Genomic DNA, 23,028 nt, shown 5'->3' with positions numbered 1-23,028 from the left:
GCGATCTCCACGCCTCACTGACGGACCAGGACAGGGGAGACCACCGTCATGCCGACCCCGAGCAATCCATCGAGTGGCGCGACCGGAGGCATACCGGAGGACACCGGTGCCCCCGACGCGCCGGTCACCGGCGCAGCGACCAGCACGTCCTCACACACCGACCCGGCGGCACCGCCCGGCACCGAAACCGACACCGAAGCCGGCACCGAAACCGGCTCAGCAGCCGGCACAGCAGCCGGCACCGGCAAGGGCGCGGGGTCCGGCCAGGGCGCGGGGCCACGGGCCGGAAAGGTCGCCGCGGGGGCCGCGGCGCTGCGCCGACGCCCCTTGACCGCCGCACTCTTCCTGCTGCCCGCGCTGGTGGTACTGGGCGCGCTGGTCGTCTACCCGATCGGCTACTCGGTCTACCGCAGCTTCATGGACGCCGACGGCTCGTCGTTCGTGGGCCTGGACAACTTCGCGGAGATCTTCACCGACGACGGCACGCTGATCGCGTTCCGCAACAACCTGGTCTGGGTCATCGTCGCCCCGGCCGTCTGCACCGCACTCGGCCTGATCTTCGCCGTACTCACCGAACGGGTGCGCTGGGGCACGGCGTTCAAGCTGCTGGTCTTCATGCCGATGGCCATCTCCATGCTCGCCTCGGGCATCATCTTCCGGCTCGTCTACGAGCAGGACCCCGACCGCGGCATCGCCAACGCCATGTGGACCACCGTGCACGACACGTTCGCCGACACCGCGCCCTGGCCCGAGGCCCGGCCCCGCACCGACGCCCCGCTGAAGGCCGCCGAGGGCGGCGCGTACCTCACCCGCGAGACCGTCGACGCGGCGAGCCCGGTCTCCCTGCCCCTGGTCGGCATCCCGCCGAAGGAGGCAAGCGGCGCGGCGCCCGCGAAGAAGGCGGCCAAGGCCGAGGGCGGGAAGGTCACCGGCACCGTGTGGCTGGACTTCGTCAAGGGCGGCCGCAGCGAACACGGCGTCATCGACCAGCAGGAGAAGGCACTCGCGGGCATCGAGGTCGAAGCCGTCAAGGACGGTCGGACAGTGGCGAAGGCCACCACCGCCGAGGACGGCACCTTCACCCTCCCGGCCTCCGCCGACGGCGCCACCCTGCGGCTGCCCGCCGGAAACTTCGCCCAGCCCTACAACGGCGTCGACTGGCTCGGCCCCACGCTGGTGACCCCCGCCATCATCGGCAGCTACGTGTGGATGTGGGCGGGCTTCGCGATGGTGCTCATCGCCGCGGGCCTGGCCGGGGTACCGCGCGAACTGCTGGAGCAGGCCAGGGTCGACGGCGCGAGCGAGTGGAAGGTCTTCCACAAGATCACCGTGCCGCTGCTGGCGCCGGTGCTCGGCGTCGTCACCGTCACCCTGATGATCAACGTGTTGAAGATCTTCGACCTCGTCTACATCATCTCGCCCGGCGCCACCCAGCGGGAGGCCAACGTCCTCGCGCTCCAGCTGTATCTCAAGTCCTTCGGCGGCAAGCCCGACCAGGGAGCGGGCAGCGCGATCGCGGTGATCCTGCTGCTGCTCGTCGTGCCCGTCATGATCCTCAACATCCGTCGTCTGCGCAGGGAGTCCCGCCGATGACCACGCTGACCACCGACGGCGCCGCGGGCGCCCCGGGCACCCCCTCGGGCCCCTCGGCTCCCGCGCAGGAGGCCGCACGCCCCCGGACCACGCCGGCCCAACGGGTGGCCGCGCTGACCGGCCACTGGGCGGTGCGCTTCGCCCTCGTCGTCATCGGACTGTTCTGGCTGCTGCCGACAGCCGGGCTGCTCAGCTCGTCGCTGCGCGACCCGGCGGACATCTCCATCTCCGGATGGTGGAACATCTTCGACCTGAACGGCAGCTTCCCCTGGATCCTCAACACCGACCAGCTGACGTGGTCCAACTACGACGCCCTGTTCGCCAACGAACAGGTGATGGAATCCCTGTGGACCACCGTGCTCATCACCGTCCCGGCGACCGTACTGGTCGTGGTGATCGGCGCCCTGGCCGGATACGCGTTCGCCTGGATGGACTTCCCCGGACGCGACTGGTGGTTCCTGCTCGTCGTGGGGCTGCTGGTGGTACCGGTGCAGGTGGCACTCGTGCCCGTCGCCAAGCTGTTCAACACGCTCGGCATCTTCGAGACCACGACCGGAGTCGTCCTCTTCCACACCGCCTTCGGCCTGCCCTTCGCCATCTTCCTGCTGCGCAACTTCTTCGCCGAGATCCCCCGCGAACTGCTGGAGGCCGCACGGCTGGACGGAGCCGGAGAACTGCGCCTGTTCACCCGGGTGGTCATGCCGCTGGGCGGACCCGCCATCGCCTCGCTCGGCATCTTCCAGTTCCTGTGGGTGTGGAACGACATGCTCGTCGCACTGATCTTCGCGGACTCCACGAATCCGCCGATCACCGTCGCCCTCCAGCAGCAGATGCGCCAGTTCGGCAACAACATCGACGTCCTGGCGCCCGGCGCCTTCATCTCCATGCTGATCCCGCTGGCCGTCTTCTTCGCCTTCCAGCGCCAGTTCGTCTCCGGCGTCATGGCCGGCGCCGTGAAGTAACGTCACCGCCCCCGCCCGCCCCTCCGGGAGGCGGGCTCGGGCCCGACCCCGGACGCCGATCCGGGAGCGGGACCGGCCGCCGGCCCGGAGGCGTCCCCCGACGCCGAGCCGGGAGCGGGCCCGGCCGTGGGCCCGGAGGCGGCACCGGGGGCGGGTTCGGTCGTGGGCCCGGAGGCGGCACCGGGGGCGGGTTCGGTCGTGGGCCCGGGGGCAGCCTCGGACGCCGGCCCGGAAGCGACCTCGGACGTGGGCCCGGACATCGCCCCTGGAGCAGCCTCGGACGTGGGATCGGAAGCGGGCCCGGACGCGGGCCCGGGAGCGGTCTCCGACTCGGGCAGCGGCGCTGAGCCGGCCGCCCGTGCGGGCCCCGCCGCCCGCGCGGGCCCCGTGGGTGCGGTGGAGAACACCAGGGTGCGTGTCCCCCAGAAACGCACCGCCGTGCCCAGCACGAGGCCGACGCCCGCGCCCGACACCACGTCCGCCAGTGTGGACGTCAGTCCGAGCCCGTACCTGGACACGCCGAGGCACCCCAACTGGACGGCGCCGCCCGCCGTGTTGACCAGCGCGAACACGCTGAACCTGCGCCAGCGGCCGGCCACCCGGCGCCCCCGCAGCCGGTAGGGGCCCAGCGCGTTGCCGGTGTACGCGACGGCGACGCCCGCGGCGAACGAGAGGGCCTTCGCGCCCATCGGGTCGAGCCCCGCGGGTCCGCGCAGCCACAGGAACGTACCGAGGTCGGCGGCGAACGCGAACACCCCGACGACGGCGAACCCCGCGACCTCCGCGCACAGCGCACGGGCGCGCGCGGGGACCCGGCCCCACACGGCGCGCGCCCCCTTCATGCCAGGACGCACGCCAGGACCCACGCCGGCACCCATGGGGGTCACAGGCCCGCGACGGACAGCCCGTACAGGAGGGCCCAGGTCAGTGCGGTGACGGCGAGGGGGCGGTCGCGCAGGAGGACGTCTTCGGGGGAGCCTGCGTGGCCGCGGTCGGCGAAGACGGCGTAGCGCAGGACGGCGAGGATCAGCGGCACCATGGACAGCTGCCGCCACAGTGAGCCCTCTTGGCCGCCGTCGGCCTCCAGGGCCCACAGGCAGTAGGCCAGGACGGCGACGCCGGCGGCGAGTTGCCACACGAAGCGCAGGTAGCCGACCGAGTAGACGCGCAGGAGGGCGCGGGTGTCGCCCTCGCCCTCGCCCATGAGGACGGCCTCGGAGTAGCGCTTGGCCGCGACCATGAACAGGGCGCCGAATCCGGCGGTGAGCAGGAACCAGCGGGAGAGCGGGATGTCGAGGGCGAGTCCGCCGGCCATGGCGCGCATGACGAACCCGGCGGTCACCACGGCGAGGTCGACCACCAGGATGCGTTTGAGCAGCAGGCAGTAGGCGATCTGCATGAGGACGTAGCCGGCGAGCAGCGCGGCGGTCGCGGCGTTGCACAGCAGGGCGGCCAGCGTGGTCGTGGTGAGGGCGAGGGCGGCGCCGAGGGTGTAGGCGAGCGGGGTGGGGACGGTGCCGGCGGCGACGGGGCGGCGGCACTTGTCGGGGTGGGCGCGGTCGGACTCGGCGTCGCGGGCGTCGTTGAGCAGGTAGACGGCCGAGGCGGCGGCGGTGAACAGGGCGAAGACGAGCGCCAGCCGCGCGACGGTGTGCAGGGAGGCGAGTTGTCCGGCGGCGGCGGGCGCGGCGACGACGAGGAGGTTCTTGACCCACTGCCGGGGCCGGGTGGTCAGCAGCAGCCCGCCGGCGAGGGTGCCGGCGAATCCGGTGGGGCGGGCGACGGCGGGCGGGGGCGGGGCGTGGGTGCCGACGGGCTCGGGCTCGGACTGGAGGCGTGCGGCGGCCGTGAGGGGTTCGGCGGGTTCCGCCACCGGCGCCGGCTCCCCCACCGGCGCCGGTTCCCCTGCGCGGCTGCCGGTCAGGGTGAAGCGTTCAGCCATGGCGGGGCTCCCTTCGGGTGCCCAGCCGTGCGGTCGCCGCGCCGAGGGCCGCACCGGCGAGCACGTCGGAGGGGTAGTGGACGCCGGCGACCAGCCGGGAGAGGCACATCAGCGCGGCGAGCGCGCCGAAGGCCCGCCGGTGGCGCAGCCCGCCGAGGGCGAGGGCCGCCGCGCCGGCGGAGGCGGCGTGGGAGCTGGGGAAGGAGTGGCGTCCCGCGGTCCGTACGAGCGGGGCGCGGCCCGCCAGTCGGGGCCGCGGGCGGCGCACGACCCGTTTGAGCCCCATGCTGGCCAGGTGGGCGGTGGCCACGAGCCCCGTGCCCCTGAGCCAGCGCTCCCGCCGCGTACGGTCGGTGGCGGCTCCGGCGAGTCCGGCGAGGAGCCAGACGGCGGCGTGTTCCCCGCACCAGGACAGGGTCCGGGCCGCACCCGCCACCCGGGCGTCGGCTGCGCAGTCACCCAGGGCGCACAGCAACCGCCGTTCCCATCGGCTCCATCGTCGTGCCGTTGTCGCTGCCACGCCCCGACTCTCGCGCGCGCGGCGCCGCCACGCGGTGACCATACGATCCGACACTCCGCCTTTCACCCTTTCAGCGACAGTGACGGCGCAGCCTCCCCTTCCGGGCTTTTCCGGGCGCTTACGGTCGCGTGCATGTCCGCTCAGCACTTGCGATCCCCCCGGCGCGACGCGACCACCGCACCCCCCGCGGACGGCGGCCACGGCCGCCCCACCGAGCGGGAGGCGGCCGCCGGCTCCGCACACCGGCTGTTGACGGGCTGGGGCGGGACCGCGCCCACCGGAGCGCGCGTGCTGCGGCCCGGTACTCGTGCGCAGGCCGCGGCGGCGGTGCGTGCGTGCGGGGCGCGCGGCAGTATCGCGCGGGGGCTGGGGCGGGCGTACGGGGACGCCGCGCAGAACGCGGGCGGCACCGTGGTGGACACCACGGCTTTGGACCGGGTGCTGGCGATCGACGCGGTGGGCGGGACGGTGACCTGCGAGGCGGGGGTCAGTCTGCACCGGCTGATGACGGTGCTGCTGCCGCTGGGCTGGTTCGTGCCGGTCACGCCCGGAACCCGGTACGTGACGGTCGGCGGGGCGATCGGCGCGGACATCCACGGCAAGAACCACCACGTCTCCGGCTCCTTCACCCGGCATGTGCGGGGACTGGAGCTGCTGACGGCGGACGGCGAGGTGCGCACGGTGCCGCGGGGCAGCGAGCTGTTCGACGCGACAGCGGGCGGCATGGGGCTGACGGGGCTGGTGCTGAGCGCCACGGTGGACCTGCTGCCGGTGGAGACCTCGCTGATGAGCGTGGACACCGAACGCCTGCCCGACCTGGATTCGCTGCTGGCGACGCTGACGGCGACCGACGACCGCTACCGCTACTCGGTGGCGTGGATCGACCTGCTGGCGCGCGGCACGGCGGCCGGGCGCGCCGTCCTCACCCGCGGGGACCACGCGCCGGCTGCGGCTCTGGAGGGCAAGGGGCGGACGGCGCGCGCGGCCCGGCGGGAGCCGCTGGCCTTCCGCCCCGGGCAGCTGCCGCCCGCGCCGCGCGCCGTACCGGGCGGGCTGCTGCGCGGGGCCACGGTCGGCGCGTTCAACCGGCTCTACTACCACAAGGCGCCCCGCCGCCGGACGGATGAACTCCAGCGGCTGTCCGCGTTCTTCCATCCGCTGGACGGGCTGCCGCACTGGAACCGGGTCTACGGCCGCGCGGGGTTCGTGCAGTGGCAGTGCGTGGTGCCCGAGGACGCCGACGACGCGCTGCGCCGGGTGGTGCGGCTGCTCTCCCGCCGCTCGTGCCCCTCGTTCCTCGCCGTGCTCAAACGGTTCGGCGCCGGGGACCCGGGCTGGCTGTCCTTTCCCGCCCGGGGGTGGACGCTGGCGCTGGACATCCCGGCCTCGCTGCCGGGGCTCGGGGACTTCCTCGACCTGCTGGACGAGGAGGTCGCCGTCGCGGGCGGCCGGCTCTACCTGGCCAAGGACGCGCGGATGCGGCCCGAACTGCTGCGGGCGATGTATCCGCGCCTCGACGACTTCCGCGCGCTGCGCGCCCGGCTGGATCCGCGCGGGGTCTTCACCTCGGACCTCGCACGGCGGCTGGCGCTGTGACCGCCCCCGGACGCCCGCCCGGCGTACCCGTTCCCCCCTCGTCGTACCTCTCCAGGAGCAGCTCATGAAGGACGCCTTCGGTTCCCCGCAGTCCGTGCTCGTTCTCGGCGGCACGTCCGAGATCGCGCTCGCCACCGTGCGCCGCTTCCTGGCCAGGCGCACCCGCACGGTGTGGCTCGCGGGGCGGCCAGGGCCGCGGCTGGACGCCGCGGCGGCCGGGCTGCGCGACGAGGCGGCGGCACACGGAGCCCAGGTGGGGGTCCGTACGGTGCCGTTCGACGCGCTGGCGCCCGAGACGCACGAGGAGGTGCTGGAGAAGGTCTTCGCCGAGGGCGACATCGACCTGGTGCTGGTGGCCTTCGGTGTGCTGGGCGACCAGACGGCAGACGAGCACGACCCGATGGCCGCCGTGCACGTCACCCGGACGAACTACACCGGTGCGGTCTCGGCCGGGCTGGTGTGCGCGAACGCGCTGCGGGCGCAGGGCCACGGCTCGCTGGTGGTGCTCTCCTCGGTGGCGGGCGAGCGGGCGCGCCGCGCCAACTTCATCTACGGCTCCAGCAAGGCGGGGCTGGACGCGTTCACGCAGGGGCTGGGGGACGCGCTGCACGGTTCGGGGGTGCACGTGCTGGTGGTGCGGCCGGGGTTCGTGCACACCCGGATGACGGAGGGCAGGCCGCCCGCGCCGCTGGCCACCACGCCGGGCGCCGTGGCCGACGCCATCGTGCACGGGGTGCGCCGCAGGTCGCGCACTGTGTGGGTGCCGGCCGCGCTGGGCCCTGTGATGAGCGTGCTGCGCCACCTGCCCCGACCGCTCTTCCGGCGGCTGCCGGGGTGAACTGAGAGCGGCCGCGCCGAGGGACGCGGGAGGGACAACGGCGAACGGCACAACCGGCGGCGCCCCGGCGGGATGTACGGCGGTCGTCTCCGGAACGGCTCCGGGTCGTCTCCGGAACGGCTCCGGGATGTGACGCGCGGCATCGTGTGGGATAAATCGGACTATTGGCCTGTCCGTCCGACACAGCCGCCCGCGACAGCCGTCCCAGCCGTCACGTCGATACCGGGGAACCAGCCGTGCCTCGATTCAGTGTGATCGTCCCCGTCCACCAGGTGCAGGCGTATCTGCACGAGTGCCTCGACTCCGTGCTCGGCCAGTGCTTCGGCGACTTCGAACTGATCGCCGTCGACGACCACTCGCCCGACGCCTGCGGGGAGATCCTCGACGCCTACGGCGCCGCTGACCCGCGCGTGCGCGTCATCCATCTGGCGCAGAACGCCGGCCTCGGCCCCGCCCGCAACAGCGGCACCGCGCGGGCCCGCGGCGACTACGTGCTCTACCTCGACAGCGACGACACGATGGTGGCGGGCACGCTGCGCGCCCTCGCGGAGCGGCTGTCGGCAACCGGCGAGCCGGACGTTCTGGTGTTCGACCACGCCCCCGTGTACTGGGACGGCAGGCCCACCCGCGCCGCCCACCCCGAACTGCTCTCGCCGCACGCGGGCCCCGCCGTCGGCAGCCTCGCGGACCGGCCCGAACTGCTGCGCCTCCCCGCGTTCGCCTGGAGCAAGGCCTACCGGCGGGACTTCCTCTGCCGCGAACAGCTCACCTTCCCGCCCGGCACGTACGAGGACACCCCCTGGTCGTTCCACGCGCTGCTGACCGCCCGCACCCTCGCGACGCTCGACCGGGTGTGCGTGCACTACCGGCAGCGGCGCGGCGGCAGCATCCTGACGACCACGACCCGCCGGCACTTCGACGTCTTCGCGCAGTACGACCGGCTCTTCGCCCTCCTGGACACGCGGCCCGAACTGGCGCGCTGGCGGCCCGCGCTGCACCGGCGGATGACCGACCACTTCGCCGTCATCCACCGGAGCCCCGGCAGGCTGCCCCGCACGGCCCGCGCCGAGTTCTTGAAGCGGGCGCGAGAGTACTGCCGCAGGTACAGGCCCGCTCCCGGATACCGCGAGGGCCGGCAGCCGGTGCGCGCACGGCTGCGCCGCCGGCTGGTGCGCGGCGGGTCGCACCGCCTCCTGCGGCTGCTCTGTCTCGCCGACCGGGCCCGCCGCGCCGCCCCCGCACTGCTCCGCCGGCTGCGCACGACAGCACGCAAGGCGCTCTTGCGCGCGTACTACGTCCTCCAGCGCCGCCGCCCGATCGAGGGCGATCTCGCGGTCTTCTCCGCGTACTGGAACCGCGGCTACGCGTGCAATCCGGCGGCCATCGAGGCCAAGGTCCGCGAGGTGGTGCCCGGCATCCGCACGGCGTGGATATGCGGCCCCGAGTACGCGCACACGCTTCCGCCCGGTGTGCGGCGCCTGACGCCGGGCTCTGCCGCGTACTGGAGGGCGCTGGCCCGCGCCCGCCACCTCGTCAGCAACGTCAACCTCCCGCACACCTTCGTCAAACGCGAGGGCCAGACCGTGCTGCAGACCCATCACGGCACCCCGCTCAAACACATGGGCCTGGACCTGATGCCGTATCCGGCCGCCGCCGCCGGGATGGACTTCGAGCGGCTGCTGGACCACACCGACCGCTGGGACTTCAGCCTCTCCGCCAACCCGCACTCCACCCGGGTGTGGGAGCGCGCCTACCCGTCGTCGTACACGACGCTGGAGTTCGGCTACCCGCGCAACGACCGCTTCCAGCGGACGACCGCCGCCGAGGTGGCACGCCTGCGCGCCGGCCTCGGGGTGCCGGAGGGCACGACGGCCGTGCTGTACGCGCCCACGCACCGCGACTACCGGCGCGGGCGGCAGCCGTGGCTGGACGTGGCGCGGCTGGCGGCCGCGCTCGGCCCCTCCTTCGTGGTGCTGGCGCGCGCCCACTACTTCCACGCCGGACAGCGGCTGCCGTGCGAGCCGCCCGGCGGGCTGATCGACGTGACCCGGCACCCGTCGGTCGAAGAGCTGTGCCTGGCCTCCGACGTGCTGGTCACCGACTACTCGTCCCTGATGTTCGACTACGCGGTACTCGACCGGCCCCTGGTCATCCACGCCCCCGACTGGGAGGCCTACCGCGACGCGCGCGGCACCTACTTCGACATCACAGCGCTGGCGCCGGGCCCCGTGGTCCGCGGCGACGACGAGCTGATCGACCTGCTGGCCACCGGCGCCCACGCCACCGAGCACGCCCGGCAGCTGCGCGCCGCCTTCCGGGCGCGCTTCTGCCCCTGGGATGACGGCCACGCCGCCGAACGCGTCGTCCGCCACGTCTTCCTGGGCGAGGACGGCCCGGAGCGATCCGGCGGTGCCGCATCCTCCCGCGCCGCCACCGTGCCCGCGGCGCATCCGCCCCTGGTGCCGCTCACCGAGCGCCGCCCCGCGCCCGCACCCGCCTCCCCGCCCGCCCCCGCACCCGCGTCCGGTGGTCCCCCTTCCGGCGCCCCCGTCCCCGAGAACCCGCACGGCTCTCCCGCCCCCCTCGCAGAGAAGGACTGGTGGTCATGGTCCGCTTCAGCGTCGTCGTACCGGTGTTCAAGGTCCAGGGATACCTGCGCGAGTGCCTCGACTCGGTGCTCGAACAGTCCTTCACCGACCTGGAGCTCATAGCCGTCGACGACCGCTCACCCGACCACAGCGGCAGCATCCTCGACGAGTACGAGGCGCGCGACCCGCGCGTACGCGTGCTGCACCTGCGCGAGAACGTCGGCCTCGGACGGGCCCGCAACGCCGGCGTCGCCCTTGCCGAGGGCGAGTACCTGCTCTTCCTCGACAGCGACGACAGCTACCTGCCCGGCGCGCTGGAGGCCATCGACGCGCAGCTCACCGCCTGCCGCGGCCCCGACGTGCTGGTCTTCGACCACCAGCGCTCCTACTGGTGGGGCCGCCAGGAACCCAGCTCGTTCGGCAGGCAGTTGGCCGCCACCGGCACCCAGACCTTCTCGGCGGCCGAGAACCCCGACCTGCTCACGCTCTTCCACGTCGCCTGGAACAAGGCCTACCGCCGCGCGTTCTACGAAGAGGAAGAGCTCAGCTTCGCACCCGGACTCTACGAGGACGCGCCCGTCTCGAACGAGGCGATGGTGTGCGCCCGCACCATCGGCTGCCTGCCGCGCATCTGCGTCGACTACCGGCAGCGGCACCGCGGCGCCATCACCCGCTCCCCCGGCCGCGGGCACTTCGACATATTCCCCCAGTACGCCTCGATGTTCGCCTTCCTGGACCGCAGGCCCCACCTGGACGCCCACCGACGGCTGCTGTTCGAGCGGATGGTCTCGCACCTGGTGTTCTGCCTGCGCCGCAGGGAGCGCGTGCGCCCCGCCGACCGGCGCGCCTACTTCCGCCACGCGGCCCGGCACTACCGCACCCACCAGCCGCCCGGCTTCACCCCGCCCCGCCGCGCCACCCGCGACTTCTGGCTGCTCGCCCACGGCGCCTACCCGCTCTTCGCGGCCCGCGAGACCGTGCGCCGCGCCAAGGGCCGCACATGGCGGGGCGCCCGCGCGGCACGCCGCCGGCTCGCCAGGCGCTACCACCGCCTCTACTACGCCCTCCAGCGCAGGCTCCCCCTCCAGGACGACCTGGCCGTCTACGCCGCCTACTGGTACCGCGGCGCCGCCTGCAACCCGGCGGCCGTCGAACAGCGGGCGAGGCAGCTGGCCCCGCATCTGAGGAACGTGTGGATCGTCAAACCCGACGCCGTCGCCACCCTGCCCCCGGCAGCCGACCACGTCGTGCCGGGATCCCCGCGCTACTGGCGGACGCTGGCGCGGGCGAAGTACTTCGTCAACAACGTCAACTTCCCCGACCACCTGGTCAAACGCCCCGGCCAGGTCCACGTGATGACCCACCACGGGACCCCGCTCAAAACCATGGGCCTCGACCAGCAGCCCTACCCGGCCGCGGCCCAGATGAGCTTCCGCAAGCTGCTGAGCCGCGCCGACCGCTGGGATGTGAGCGTCACCTCCAACCCGCACTCGGCCGAGGTGTGGGACCGCGTCTACCCCTGCGCACACGAGGACCTGCCCGCCGGCTACCCGCGCAACGACCGCTACGCCACCGCCACCGCCGAGGAGGTCGCCGGCATCCGCGCCCGCCTGGGCATCCCGCGCGGCCGCGTCGCCCTGCTGTACGCGCCCACCGCACGCGACTACCGCAAGGGCTTCGTGCCCCGCCTCGACCTGGAGCGGCTCAGCGCCGGGCTCGGCGAGGAGTACGTGCTGCTGGTGCGCACCCACTACTACTACGGGCGCAACAGCGTGCTGCGCGCACTGCACGCCCGCGGCCTGGTGCGGGACGTCTCCCGGCACCCCTCCACGGAGGACCTGTGCCTGGCGGCCGACGCACTGATCACCGACTACTCGTCCCTGATGTTCGACTACGCCAACCTCGACCGCCCCCTGGTGATCCACGCCCCCGACTGGGAGAGCTACCGCGACGCGCGCGGCGTCTACTTCGACCTGCTCTCCGGCCGCCCCGGCGAGACCCCGGGGCCCGTCACCCGCACCGAGGAGGAGCTGATCGCCGTCCTGCGCAGCGGCACCTGGCGCGGCCCCGAGGCCCGCGCCCTGCGGGCCGCGTTCCGCGAGCGTTTCTGTCCCTGGGACGACGGCCGCGCCGCCGAACGCGTGGTCAGGTCGGCCCTGCTGGGCGAGGACCCCGCGGCCCTCCCCGCGCTCCTTCCGCTGCCGGAACGCCCCGTCGCCCCCAGCCCCGAAGAGGCCGAAGCCGCCGTCGCCCCCGACCCCGACCTGACGACCTGGGGCCTGGGCACCACCCCCTGGCCCGCCTCCGACGACCTCGACCAGCCCCCGACCCCGGCTCCCTGAACCGACCGGGGCCCGGCGCCACCTCAGGCGGCTCGGCGCGGCGCCGGCCGCCCCGCCGACCGGCTGGGCGGAGCGCACGTCGCCCGGACGCATACAAGAGTATGCTCACGCGTATGAGCTCACGTATGCGGACCACGGTCAGCCTGCCGGCCGACCTGGTCGATCACGCCCGCGCCGCCTCCAGCGGCAATCTGTCCGCCTATGTCGAGCATGCGCTCAGGGCCCAGCAGCTGCGCGACGCGGCCCCCGCCGTGCGCGCCTGGCGCGAGCAGGCCCGCAGCGACACCGAGGAGCTCACCGACCTCTTCGGCGAGGACGTCGCGTGATGCCTCTCGCCCGCGGCCAGGTCTGGCGGATCCAGTTGGCCACCAGGCCCCGGGCGATGGTCATCGTCCAGTCCGACGCCGCACTCGAAGCGCTGCCGGGCACAGCCGTGTGCATGATGATCGACGAGACCGAGGGCGCCCCCGACACGGTCGTCACCATCCCCATGACCCGGCCGGTGCGCGGCGCCGCCGTCGCCGTCGACCTCACAGCCCTCACCGACGAGCGCCTGGGCAAGGGCGAGTTCCTCGGCAGCGTCGATACCGCGACCATGGACCGGATCTCGGCCGCCCTGCGCGTCACCCTGGATCTCACCTAGGTCCGCACGGCACGAAGGTTCTGCGCCCCCTCCCGGTTGCTCAGGGGCGGGTCACGGGGGGTTCCGTGCTCGGGGCTCTCAGCCACCGGCCCAGTGGCGTGCGGCTCAGGGGGGAGAGGCGCACCGCGGAGGTGGGGGCGGGGTCCCGGGGTGCGAGGTGGGCGCAGACCGCGTCGGTGTCGCCGCGCCACGCCAGCTCCAGGACGCGGCGGCGTCGGGCGTCGAGCCGCTCCACGACGCCGTCGCCGTAGGTGCCGATGAGCCGGGCGGCGCCGGTGCACACCGCTTCCCGTACGGCGGGGGGCAGTTCGGGGAAGTCGGGGCCGAACAGCTGGCAGACCTCGACGTGGAAGTGGCGTTTGTGGAAGGCGTCGCGCAGCGGTCCCGGGCCCAGGAAGCGGCAGGTCGCCTGGAAGAGGCGCTCGGCGCAGCGCAGGCGCGTCTCGGGGCCCGTGTGGTAGGTGATGTTGCCGGAGTCGGCGCGGCGTACGGCGAAGTAGTGGGCCTGGTCGGCCAGTACCGAGATGCGGGCCGCGCGGACGCACGCCTCCAGCACGAACGGCTGGTCGCTGAAGGCGGGCATCGTCTCGTCGTAGCGGATGCGGTGCTCGTCGATGAGGGCGCGCCGGAACAGTTTGGTGTTGGACAGCGCCCAGGGCAGCCCGTCGCCGACCAGCCGGATGACGGGGGCCGTGCGGGTGAACACGCCGCTGGGTACGGTGCGTTCACCGATCGGCACCATCTTGCACAGCAGTACGTCGGAGCGGCAGTTGTCGGCCATGGTGACCATGCGCTCCAGCGCCTCGGGCGCCAGGTGGTCGTCGGCGCCGAGGAAGAAGACGTAGCGCCCGGTGGCCAGCTCCAGGCCGCGGTTGCTGGGCGCGGCGGGCCCGCCGGAGTTGGGTTGCCGCACGGTGGTGAACAGCTGGGGGTGGAGGTCGGCGTAGCGCCGGATCTCCTCGCTGCTGCCGTCGGTGGACCCGTCGTCGACGGCGACGACCTGCATCCGCCGCTGCCCGATCGACTGCCCGACCAGCGAGTCGAGGCAGCGGGTGAGGTAGGGCATCGTGTTGTAGACGGCGACGACGACGCTGACGTCGGGTTGTCCGGCCGCGTGCGCCGCGCCCGGCGCGGTGTTCACGCGCGCACCGCCGAGCGCCCCGCGGAGCGTCTGCCCCCGCGTCCGGCTCCGTCGCCGATCACCACGCGCCGCACCCCGGCCCACAGCGCGGGGTCGGTGACGCGCCGCCCGTCCACCAGGACGCGGACCGACGGAAGGTGGTCGGCGGCCAGGGTGCGGTAGGCGGGGTGGTCGGCCTGGACGACGGCGGCGGTGACGGGCTGCCCCGTGTGCGGGCGCAGTCCCATGTCGGCCAGTTCGTGCGGCGCGAACATCGGGTCGGAGACGTAGGCGCGGGCCCCGCGTGCGCGCAGCGCGGTGACGGTGGGGAAGACGCCGGAGAACGCGGTCTCCTTCACCCCGCCGCGGTAGGCGGCCCCGAGGACGACGACCTCGGCCCCTTCCAGGTCGCCGTAGGCGTCGGCGAGCAGGTCGACGGCGTGGGCCGGCATGGCCTCGTTGGTCCTGCGGGCGGCGTCGACCACCTCGGCGCCCGGATCGTTCCACAGGTACATGCGCGGGTAGACGGGGATGCAGTGGCCGCCGACGGCGATGCCGGGGCGGTGGATGTGGCTGTAGGGCTGGGTGTTGCAGGCGTCGATGACGGCCTCGGCGTCGACACCGGCCCGGTCGGCGAACCTGGCGAACTGGTTGGCCAGCGCGATGTTGACGTCCCTGTAGGTGGTCTCGGCCAGCTTGGCCAGCTCGGCGGCCTCGGCACTGCCCAGGTCCCACACCCCGTTGGGGCGGGCGAGGTCGGTGCGCGGGTCGAAGTCGAGCACGGACTCGTAGAAGCGCACGCCGTCCTTGGCGGAGGCGGGCCCGATGCCGCCGACCAGTTTCGGGTAGCGGCGCAGGTCGGCGAAGACCCGCCCGGTGAGGACCCGTTCGGGCGAGAAGACGAGGGAGAAGTCCCGCTCGGGCAGCAGCCCTGAGCCCTCCTGGAGCAGCGGCGCCCAGCGGTCGCGGGTGGTGCCGACCGGGAGGGTGGTCTCGTAGCTGACGAGGGCGCCGGGGCGCAGCCCGGCGGCCACGGCACGGGTGGCGGCGTCCATGGCGCGGAAGTCGGGGGTGCCCCGGTCGTCGACGAACAGGGGGACGACCACGACGACGGCCTCCGCCTCGGCGACGGCTTCCGTGGTGTCCGTGGTGGCGCGCAGCGTGCCCGTGCCGACCGCCTCGGCCAGCCGTTCGGCCAGGCCCTCCTCGCCGGGGAAGGGCTCCTTGCCCGCGTTGACGTGCTCGACCACGCGCGCGTCGGTGTCCGCGCCGGTCACCCGGTGCCCCTTCGCCGCGAACTGCACGGCCAGGGGCAGCCCGATCTTGCCGAGCGCCACCACACAGATCCGCATTCCCGTCTCCTTCAGCGTTGTGTTGGGCTTGGTGCCCGCTCCGTGCCCGCCGGCTCGCGCCGGGCCGCCGGGCCGCGCCGGGCCGCGGGGCCGCCCCGTCGGGCCTCCCGTCCGCGCCGGGCGCGCCCACGCCGGGGCTCCGGCTGCGTGCGCGCGGTCTCGTGCGACAGCGCGGTCTGGCGCATCAGGCCGGTGTAGATCCCGTCGAGGGTGCGCGCCTGTGCCTCCCAGGTCCACGCGTCCAGCAGCCCGGGGCGCCCGTAGGGGGCGCGGTAGCGTTCCGGGTCGGCGAGGACGGCGCGCACCGCGCGGGCGTACCCGTCGGTGTCCTCGGCGGTGAAGACCTCGCCGACCCCGGCCGCCCGGGTGGTGGCGGCCATCGTCTCCACGTCGCTGACCACCAGCGGCAGCCGGGCGTGCGCGTACTCGAAGAACTTGGTGATCAGCGCGATCTCGTGGTTCGGCCAGTGGTGCAGCGGGATCGCCCCGGCGTCCGCCTCGGTGAGGAAGGCCACGACCTGGTCGCAGTCCACGTACGGCAGCACGTGCAGCCGCTCGGCCACCCCCAGCCGGGCTGCCCGTGCGCGCAGCTGGCCCAGGTATCCGGCGGCGGGCTTGGGTACGACCAGCGCGGTGTGCACGCCGGGCAGCCCCGGCAGCGCGTCGACCATGGTGTCCAGGCCGCGCTGCGGGGCGGCGGCGCCGCTGTAGACGACCAGCGGCGTGTCGGGGCCGATGCCGCACTGGGCGCGCAGCCCCGGTACCCCGCCGGTCTCGACGGGCCGGGTGGCGGGCGTCTCGGGCGCGTTGAGGACGACGTGCGGGTCCTCGGCCAGGCGGTGGGTGCGGCGCAGCAGCCCGGCGAGGGTGGCGGAGACGGTGACGGCGGCGTCCGCGTAGGGCGCGTACTCCCTCTCGTGCGCCACGTGGGCGGGCAGCCAGCGCACGTCGTCGGTCCAGGGCCGCACGCCCGGCAGGAACTCGTGGGCGTCCCACACCAGTCTCACCGTCTCGCCCCGGGCCGCCGCGCGGATCTTGGCGCGGGCGCCGACACCGAGCATCCGGAAGTCGTGAGCGTGGACGATCTCGGGCCGCAACTCGTCGACGGCCCTGCCGTACGCCAGCTCGAAGTCGTAGAGGCTCGGCCACAGTCTGCGCCAGCACCGTTCCTTCATGGTGCGCTGCCACAGCGCGACGGCGGCCCGTTCCGCGAGGGTGCCCGTGCCGCGCCTGGCCTGCCCGCGGTCGAGCTGACGCCGGCGGAGTCCGGTCCAATGCTGGGCCAGCCGGGCCGCGAGGCGCGGGAGGGCGAGCCGCGCGGTGCGGCGGCCCCGGGCGAGGGGCGTCGCGGGTCCGAGCGCCAGGGCGGCGCGGCGGGTGCGCAGTTCGTCGCGGCGTGCCTTGGCGCGCTGGACGCGGTAGCCGGCGGTGCCAGGACGGTAGGCCAGCGGTCCGGTCAGCAGCGGCCGGCGGCCGGCGCGCGGCGGGTGTGCCAGGGGGGTGGGGACGGGCAGCAGCCGCACCCGGGCCTCGCCGAGGCGCCAGGAGGCGGGGCGCCCGTCGGGTGAGCGGCCCAGCAGCGTGACGTCCCAGCCCGCCTCGGCGGCCGAGCGGGCCGCCTTCTGCACCCGCGAGTCCCCCTTCACCCCGTTGCACACCAGCATCACGACGCGGCCGCGCCGCCGTCCGGTGTGCTGCCCCGCGTGCGGGGTGCGGCTGTCGAACTCCACGGGCTCGCCTTTCGGTTGTCGTCCAGGACCGGCCGGGTGCTCAGCGGCTCAACGACTCAGCAGCTCGGCGGCTCAGCGGCTCAGCTGTCGAGTGGCTCGCTCGGCTGCTCAGCGCAGGAAGCCGTCCAGTACGTCGGCGGTGTAGCCGCCGTCGTGGTAGGTGCGCACGTACTCCACCGACTCCTGGGCCGTACGGCGGGCGGAGTCGCGGTCCTCGACCAGGGACTCGACCGCGGTGCGGAGCGTGGCCGGGGTGGCGTTGACGATGGGCGGGCGGATACCGACGGAGCGGTGCAGCCGCTCGTCCAGGAAGGCGATCACGGGCCGGCCCGCCGCCATGCCCTCGCAGGCGAAGGTGCCGTAGGTGCCGACCGCGAACTGGTCCACGACGATGTCCGCCTCCTTGACCAGCTCCTGCACCTGGAGCCACGGCACCCCCGTGGCCATGCGGAACTCGATCAGGCCGCGCCGGTCCAGCTCCTCCAGGACCGGGACCACCTGCTCGGTGCCCTTGGTCCAGCGCTTGGAGGGCGCGTGCACCACCACGGGCCTGGCGCGTTCCAGGGCGGGCCGCTCGCTCGCCCAGCCGTCTACGTCCACCACCAGGGGCGCCCAGCGGGACCCCGGCAGCTCGTCCAGCAGGTCGGGGGTGGTCACGAACTGGGGCAGCCCGCTGCGCGCCGCCAGCCGCCGGTTCCTGGCGCTCTTCTTCACCAGGGCCGCCAGGATCGCCTCGTCCGCCGCGTGGAAGAGGGAGTGCTCGTAGCGGCTCATGTGCCGTTCGGGGTCGCGGACGTCGCTGCCGTGCGCCAGCAGCGCCACCTTGATCCCGGCGGCGGACAGCGAGGGCAGGTCGTCGCAGATGTGGCCGCCGTTGAGCCTGCCCAGGGCCGGGGTGAAGGAGTCGGCGAGGTAGTGGGTGTAGGAGCCGAGCACGCGGCGGGCCCGGTCCAGTTGGAAGCCCAGGTCGCCGGTGCGCTCGCCGATCGCGTAGATGTCGGCCGGGTAGATGACGCTCTGGTCGTGGGTGTGCATCACGACCTCGGCTGACAGGTCCTGGCGCCGCTCGCACAGTGCCCGGGCGAAGCCGGCCAGCTGCCCGGCGGAGTTGGCGCAGCCCAGGCCGAGCCGTACGGGCGTGGTGCCCAGCGCCCGCCAGCCGGGCGGCGCCCCGTCGGGCCCGGTGGTCTCCAGCGGGCGCGGCCGACCGGGGGCGCCGAGGCCCGGCTGTTCGGACACCGACCACGACAGGCTGCGGGGGGCGAGCCTGGCGGCCGCCTCGGAGCCCGCCAGCCGCTCGTAGAGGGCGAGCAGCCCGGCCGACTGCTGCTCCCAGGACAGTTCCCGCAGCAGCGGTTCGGTGATCTTGCCGACCAGGGTGCTGCGCCGGGACAGGCCGCGCTGGACGGCGGTGGCGAAGGAGGGGACGTCCTCGGTGACGAACACCTCGCCGACGCCGGTGCGCTCCACGAAGTTGCGCAGCGTACGCACCCCGCTGGTGATCAGCGGCAGCCCGGCGTGCAGGTACTCGGCGGCCTTGGTGGGCAGGGAGATCTCGCAGTTGGGCACGTGCCGGAAACAGATCAGGCCCAGGTCGGCGGAGGAGAGGTAGTCGGGCACCTGTTCCTGCGGCACGTAGGGGACGACGTGCACCCGCTCGCGCACGCCCAGCTCCTCCGCGCGGGCCAGCAGCGCCTGGAGGGTCGCGTTCGGCTTGGGCCCCACGACGAGCGCGAGGTGCGCGTGCGGCAGCGCCGGCAGGCCCGCGACGGCGGTGTCCAGGCCGCGCTCGGGCCCGATCCACCCGGCGTAAACGAGCAGCGGCACGTCGGGCCCGAGCCCGCAGGCGTCGCGGACGGAGACGCACTCGTCGGTGTGGGCGCTGACGGCCTCGCGCACCGGCGCGTTGGCGACCACGTGCGGCGTCTGGCGCAGCCCGTACGCCTCGCGCAGAATGCCGGCCAGCTCGCCCGAGACGGTCACCACCGCGTCCGCGCGGGAGATGAACTCCTTCTCCACGCCGGGGAACGCGGAGGCGCGCACCGCGTCGGGCCACTCGACGCCGCGTACGTACTCGTGGGCGTCGTAGAGCCAGGCGGTGCGGTGCCCGCGGGCGCGGAGCCGGGCGACGCTGCGGGCGCCCACGGCGATCATGGTGATGTCGTTGGCGTGCACGACGTCGGGCGCGAGCTCCTCGATGACGGGGCCGAACGCCAGGTCGAGGTCGAGGAGTTCGGGCCAGTCCCGGCGCCAGTCACCGGTCGGCCGCGGCGGGCCCGCGGCCATCCTGCGCTCCCACTGGTAGACACGCCCTCGCCCCTTGTGCGCGTACCGGCGCAGCCGCACCCAGCCCTTGAGCGCCTCCCTGGCCACCGCGGCGCCCGGCCTCGACGCAAGCCTCGACGCGGGCTTCGGCGCGGATCCCGCCAGCCAGCCGACGCGGGCCGTCTGCTCGCGCACCCACGCCGCGTGCGCGGAGCGGGCCCGCACCCAGGCGCCGTCGTCCGGCAGCCCGAGCTGGGTGACGTGGGCGCGCAGGTGGGGGCGGCGCCGCTCGGCGCTGACCACGGCCCGCATGTGCGCGGACACCGGCACCTTGACGACCCGGACAGGACCGAGCACGGACTCCTCACGCCGCTTGGAGGGGCTGCGGCCCACCAGCGTCACGTCCCAGCCCGCGCGCGCCGCGGCGATCGCGGTCTTCTGCACCCGCGAGTCCCCGGCGATGGAGTTGCCGACGATGACGGCGAGCCGCGGCCTGCCCCGGGGACGGCCGCCCCCGGTACCGCCACCGGCTGCCGCCGGATCGACGGCCGCCTGGTCCTCGGGGCCCGCGCCCGCCGGTGCGGGCGCCGGTCCCGCGCCGGATCCCGGTGCCTCCTCGCCGAGGCGCGCCTCGGCCGCGCCGGGCGCCTCGGGGGTGGTGCCGGTGTGCGTGGCGCGGCGGCGGATCCTCCCGCGTGGCCGCCTCATGCCGTGTGCTCCGCGACGTGCGCGCTCCGGTGGGCGGACGCGCCGCGCCCTGCCGGGGACGGGTCCCCTTCCGGAGCGAGGAACGCCGGGGCCGCCGCCTCCCGACCGGCGCCGCCCGCGCCTGTTCCGGCGTCCGGGCCGCCCGCACCGCTCGGGTCCGCCGCACCGTGCGGTACGGCCAGGTCGCTGGTGCCGCGCGCCGACTCCAGCACGGCCGCCGACACCTCCACCGTCCGCAGGCCCTCCCGTATGGTGACGATGCCGCAGCCCTCCGCCGCCTGCCCCGCCCGCACCGCGTCGCGGAACCGCTCGTGCTCGACGGCCAGCGGCTCCCGCTTGGGGAACGCGAAGCGCACGGTGTCGCCCTCGGCCACACCGCGGAAGGCACGCAGCGCCTCCCACTCGGTGGCGACGGCGCCGTTGGCGTGGAACGTCAGATCGGCGGTCAGGGTGTCCGCGACGAAACACCCCCGCTCCCCCGTGACGGCCGTGAAGCGCTCCTTGAGCGGACTGAGCCAGTTCACCAGGTGGGAGACCATCGTCCCGTCCACCAGGGAGCCGACGACCGCGACCATGTCCTCGTGCTCCCGCCCGCTCTTGGAGACCGTACGGGCCGACAGCGACGCGTACGCCGCTCCCGTGATCCAGCTCGTGAGGTCGATGTCGTGGGTGGCCAGATCCTTGACCACACCGACATCCGCGATGCGGTGCGGGAAAGGGCCCTGGCGCCGGGTGACGACCTGGAAGACCTCCCCCAGCTCCCCGGCCTCCAGCCGGGAGCGCAGCTGCTGGAGCGCCGGGTTGAACCGCTCGACGTGACCGACACCCGCGACCAGCCCCCGCTCCTCGAACGCGCGCACGAGCCGGTGGGCCGCCTGCGCCGTGTGGGCCAGCGGCTTCTCGATGAGCGCACACACCCCGTGCGCCGCCAGTTGGAGGCCGACCTCCTCGTGCAGGCCGGTCGGGCAGGCGACCACCGCGTAGTCGACGCCCAACGCCAGCAGATCGGCCACCTCGGGCAGCACCGGTACCCCGTGCGCGCCGAGCAGCCCGCGCAGACTGCCGTGCGGATCGCCCGCGGGATCGACGGCGCCCACGAACTCGACGCCCTCCAGCGACGAGAGAATCCGCGCGTGGTTGCGGCCCATCGCCCCCAGCCCGATGAGGCCGGCACGCAGCGTGCCGGGGCGGCGGCGCCCGTCGGCGCCCCGCTCCGCCGCCACCGGAGCACCCGCGGGTGCGGGCGCCTCCACCGGCGGGCCCGCGTCGGCGGCCCGGGGCGCGTCGGCCGTCTTCGGGGCGTTCGCGCGCGGCGCCGTGGGCGCCGGCTTCGCTCTCGATCCGGTCATCGGATCCCTCCCGCCTCGGCGACCGCACGGTTGGCGGCCGCCACGATCTGGTCCAGGTCGCCCGGGGTGAGCGAGGGGTGCACGGGCAGGGACAGCACCTCGGCCGCCGCCCGGTCGGTGACCGGCAGCTCGGCGCCCAGGTGCGCGTACGGCTTCAGCCGGTGGATGGGCGTCGGATAGTAGACGGCGCAGCCGACGCCCTCCGCCCGCAACCGGGCCTGCACCGCGTCCCGCACGGCCGCGCCGCCGCGCACGCGCACCGTGTACTGGTGGTAGACGTGCCGCGCGCCGTCCGCGGCCCGCGGGGCGACCAGACCGGTCTCAAGCCCCAGATCCAGCACCCGGGCGTTGCGGCGCCGCTGCTGCGTCCACTCCGCCAGCCGTTCGAGCTGGACGCGGCCGATGGCGGCGGCCACGTCGGTCATCCGCATGTTGGCGCCGACGATCTCGTTCTCGTACCGCTGCTCCATGCCCTGGTTGCGCAGCAGCCGCAGCGTGCGGGCGCGCTCCTCGTCGGGGACGACGACCAGACCGCCCTCCAGGGTGTGCATGTTCTTCGTCGGGTAGAAGCTGAAGCACGCCGCGTCCCCGAACGTCCCCACGGGGCGGCCGTGCAGCTGCGCCGCGTGCGCCTGACAGGCGTCCTCGACCAGAGCGAGCCCGTGCCGCTGCGCCAGCTGGGTCAGTCTGCCCATCGGCGCCGGATGCCCGTACAGGTGTACGGGCATCAGCGCCGCCGTGCGCGGGCCCACGGCCTCGGCGGCCGCGTCCGGGTCCAGGCAGAAGGTGTCCGGGTCGACCTCCGCGAAGACCGGCTCGGCGCCGGCCAGCCGCACCGCGTTGGCGGTCGCCGCGAACGAGAACGAGGGCACGACCACCTCGTCGCCCGGCCCGATCCCCAGCGCCATCAACGCCAGCTGCAGCGCCGAGGTGCCCGAGTTCACGGCGATGCACGGACGGCCCTCGACCAGCGCCGCGAACTCCTGCTCGAACGCGGCGACCTCGGGGCCCTGCACCACCCGGCCGTCCCGCAGCACCCGCACGGCGGCGGCCACCTCCTCGTCCCCGATCACCGGCTTGGCCGCCGGGATCGGGGGCGCGGCCACGACGGGCGCCGCGGCAGCGGTCGGCGGCGCCAGGACCCCGCCGACCGCGCCGGAATCCCCGGATGAGGCGACGTGCGTGTCCGCCCCCGGAGCCCCGGCCACCGCGGGCTCGGCGAGCGCCTCACCCAGGACGGGCGCGTCATGCGCGAGGGGCGCCCCGTGGGTGGTGGGTCCACCGGCGCCGCTGGGAGTGTCGTGCGCGACGGACGCCTCATGGGTGGCGGGCGCCGGCCGGGCGTCGGTGGACGCGCCGGGGTCGCCGGCGGCCGTCGCGTGCGCCGACGCCGGCCCTGTCGTCGATGCCGTCGTCGGCGCCGACGCGGGCCCGGCAGCCGGATTCATGTCTTTTCGCAGCCCTTGCATGGCGGATGTGC

Annotated in this window: 17 protein-coding genes; 8 read left to right on the top strand and 9 right to left on the bottom strand. The window is 74.5% G+C overall.

The window, feature by feature from the left end:
* Window positions 1-48 precede the first annotated feature (48 nt).
* Complete coding sequence (locus DTL70_RS28870; RefSeq protein ID WP_114024952.1) at window positions 49-1,593, top strand: carbohydrate ABC transporter permease; 1,545 nt, start codon at window positions 49-51, stop codon at window positions 1,591-1,593.
* Window positions 1,590-2,555, top strand: coding sequence for a carbohydrate ABC transporter permease (locus DTL70_RS28865; RefSeq protein WP_114024951.1), 966 nt, complete (start codon window positions 1,590-1,592; stop codon window positions 2,553-2,555). The genes DTL70_RS28870 and DTL70_RS28865 overlap by 4 nt, the downstream gene beginning before the upstream one ends.
* Before the next feature lie 2 nt (window positions 2,556-2,557).
* On the opposite strand, the gene DTL70_RS35205 is transcribed toward DTL70_RS28865, so the two are convergent.
* The 3 genes from DTL70_RS35205 to DTL70_RS28850 are packed head-to-tail and all read right to left on the bottom strand — an operon-like array spanning window position 2,558 to window position 5,017.
* Window positions 2,558-3,397: a GtrA family protein gene (locus tag DTL70_RS35205; RefSeq protein ID WP_114024950.1), complete on the bottom strand. Its 840-nt coding sequence runs from the start codon at window positions 3,395-3,397 to the stop codon at window positions 2,558-2,560.
* Between the two features lie 41 nt (window positions 3,398-3,438).
* On the bottom strand, window positions 3,439-4,497 hold the full coding sequence (locus DTL70_RS28855) for a decaprenyl-phosphate phosphoribosyltransferase (RefSeq protein ID WP_114024949.1): 1,059 nt from the start codon (window positions 4,495-4,497) through the stop codon (window positions 3,439-3,441).
* Entirely contained in the window at window positions 4,490-5,017 is a 528-nt protein-coding gene (locus tag DTL70_RS28850) for a phosphatase PAP2 family protein (RefSeq protein WP_425470418.1), read from the bottom strand. The genes DTL70_RS28855 and DTL70_RS28850 overlap by 8 nt, the downstream gene beginning before the upstream one ends.
* A 132-nt stretch (window positions 5,018-5,149) precedes the next feature.
* Here DTL70_RS28850 and dprE1 point away from each other — a divergent pair, with 132 nt between their 5' ends.
* The 6 genes from dprE1 to DTL70_RS34555 all read left to right on the top strand — a co-directional run bounded on the left by dprE1 (window position 5,150) and on the right by DTL70_RS34555 (window position 13,024).
* On the top strand, window positions 5,150-6,613 hold the full coding sequence (gene dprE1, locus DTL70_RS28845) for a decaprenylphosphoryl-beta-D-ribose oxidase (protein WP_114024947.1): 1,464 nt from the start codon (window positions 5,150-5,152) through the stop codon (window positions 6,611-6,613).
* A 64-nt stretch (window positions 6,614-6,677) separates the two neighbouring features.
* On the top strand, window positions 6,678-7,451 hold the full coding sequence (dprE2, locus tag DTL70_RS28840; RefSeq protein ID WP_114024946.1) for a decaprenylphospho-beta-D-erythro-pentofuranosid-2-ulose 2-reductase: 774 nt from the start codon (window positions 6,678-6,680) through the stop codon (window positions 7,449-7,451).
* Window positions 7,452-7,687: 236 nt separating this feature from the next.
* Window positions 7,688-10,162, top strand: a complete 2,475-nt coding sequence (locus DTL70_RS28835; RefSeq protein ID WP_114024945.1) for a bifunctional glycosyltransferase/CDP-glycerol:glycerophosphate glycerophosphotransferase — start codon at window positions 7,688-7,690, stop codon at window positions 10,160-10,162.
* Window positions 10,057-12,381 carry a bifunctional glycosyltransferase/CDP-glycerol:glycerophosphate glycerophosphotransferase gene (locus DTL70_RS28830; RefSeq protein WP_114024944.1) on the top strand — a complete coding sequence of 775 codons (2,325 nt, stop codon included), beginning with the start codon at window positions 10,057-10,059 and terminating at the stop codon, window positions 12,379-12,381. The genes DTL70_RS28835 and DTL70_RS28830 overlap by 106 nt, the downstream gene beginning before the upstream one ends.
* Window positions 12,382-12,494: 113 nt before the next feature.
* Window positions 12,495-12,707, top strand: a complete 213-nt coding sequence (locus tag DTL70_RS28825; RefSeq protein ID WP_114025035.1) for a type II toxin-antitoxin system CcdA family antitoxin — start codon at window positions 12,495-12,497, stop codon at window positions 12,705-12,707.
* Window positions 12,707-13,024, top strand: coding sequence for a type II toxin-antitoxin system PemK/MazF family toxin (locus DTL70_RS34555; RefSeq protein ID WP_114024943.1), 318 nt, complete (start codon window positions 12,707-12,709; stop codon window positions 13,022-13,024). Before DTL70_RS28825 ends, DTL70_RS34555 begins: the two co-directional genes overlap by 1 nt.
* Before the next feature lie 40 nt (window positions 13,025-13,064).
* On the opposite strand, the gene DTL70_RS28815 is transcribed toward DTL70_RS34555, so the two are convergent.
* From DTL70_RS28815 to DTL70_RS28790, 6 genes are all read right to left on the bottom strand, one after another.
* Window positions 13,065-14,165 carry a glycosyltransferase family 2 protein gene (locus DTL70_RS28815; RefSeq protein WP_245979940.1) on the bottom strand — a complete coding sequence of 367 codons (1,101 nt, stop codon included), beginning with the start codon at window positions 14,163-14,165 and terminating at the stop codon, window positions 13,065-13,067.
* A complete protein-coding gene (locus tag DTL70_RS28810; protein WP_114024942.1) occupies window positions 14,162-15,496 on the bottom strand; it encodes a nucleotide sugar dehydrogenase in 1,335 nt (444 codons plus the stop codon). The genes DTL70_RS28815 and DTL70_RS28810 overlap by 4 nt, the downstream gene beginning before the upstream one ends.
* A gap of 11 nt (window positions 15,497-15,507) precedes the next feature.
* Window positions 15,508-17,226, bottom strand: coding sequence for a glycosyltransferase family 4 protein (locus DTL70_RS28805; RefSeq protein ID WP_342776521.1), 1,719 nt, complete (start codon window positions 17,224-17,226; stop codon window positions 15,508-15,510).
* A 108-nt stretch (window positions 17,227-17,334) separates the two neighbouring features.
* Complete coding sequence (locus tag DTL70_RS28800) at window positions 17,335-20,199, bottom strand: glycosyltransferase (RefSeq protein WP_114024941.1); 2,865 nt, start codon at window positions 20,197-20,199, stop codon at window positions 17,335-17,337.
* On the bottom strand, window positions 20,196-21,347 hold the full coding sequence (locus DTL70_RS28795) for a Gfo/Idh/MocA family protein (RefSeq protein WP_245979988.1): 1,152 nt from the start codon (window positions 21,345-21,347) through the stop codon (window positions 20,196-20,198). The genes DTL70_RS28800 and DTL70_RS28795 overlap by 4 nt, the downstream gene beginning before the upstream one ends.
* A gap of 197 nt (window positions 21,348-21,544) precedes the next feature.
* Window positions 21,545-22,654 (bottom strand): DegT/DnrJ/EryC1/StrS family aminotransferase, encoded by a 1,110-nt coding sequence (locus DTL70_RS28790; RefSeq protein WP_114025032.1) that lies wholly within the window; start codon window positions 22,652-22,654, stop codon window positions 21,545-21,547.
* Window positions 22,655-23,028 lie beyond the last annotated feature (374 nt).

It is taken from the genome of Streptomyces diacarni (assembly GCF_003323715.1).
GTDB classification, from domain to species: domain Bacteria; phylum Actinomycetota; class Actinomycetes; order Streptomycetales; family Streptomycetaceae; genus Streptomyces; species Streptomyces diacarni.
The sequence above is the reverse complement of the archived record's forward strand: the minus strand, read 5'-3'. Positions and strand labels throughout refer to the sequence as shown.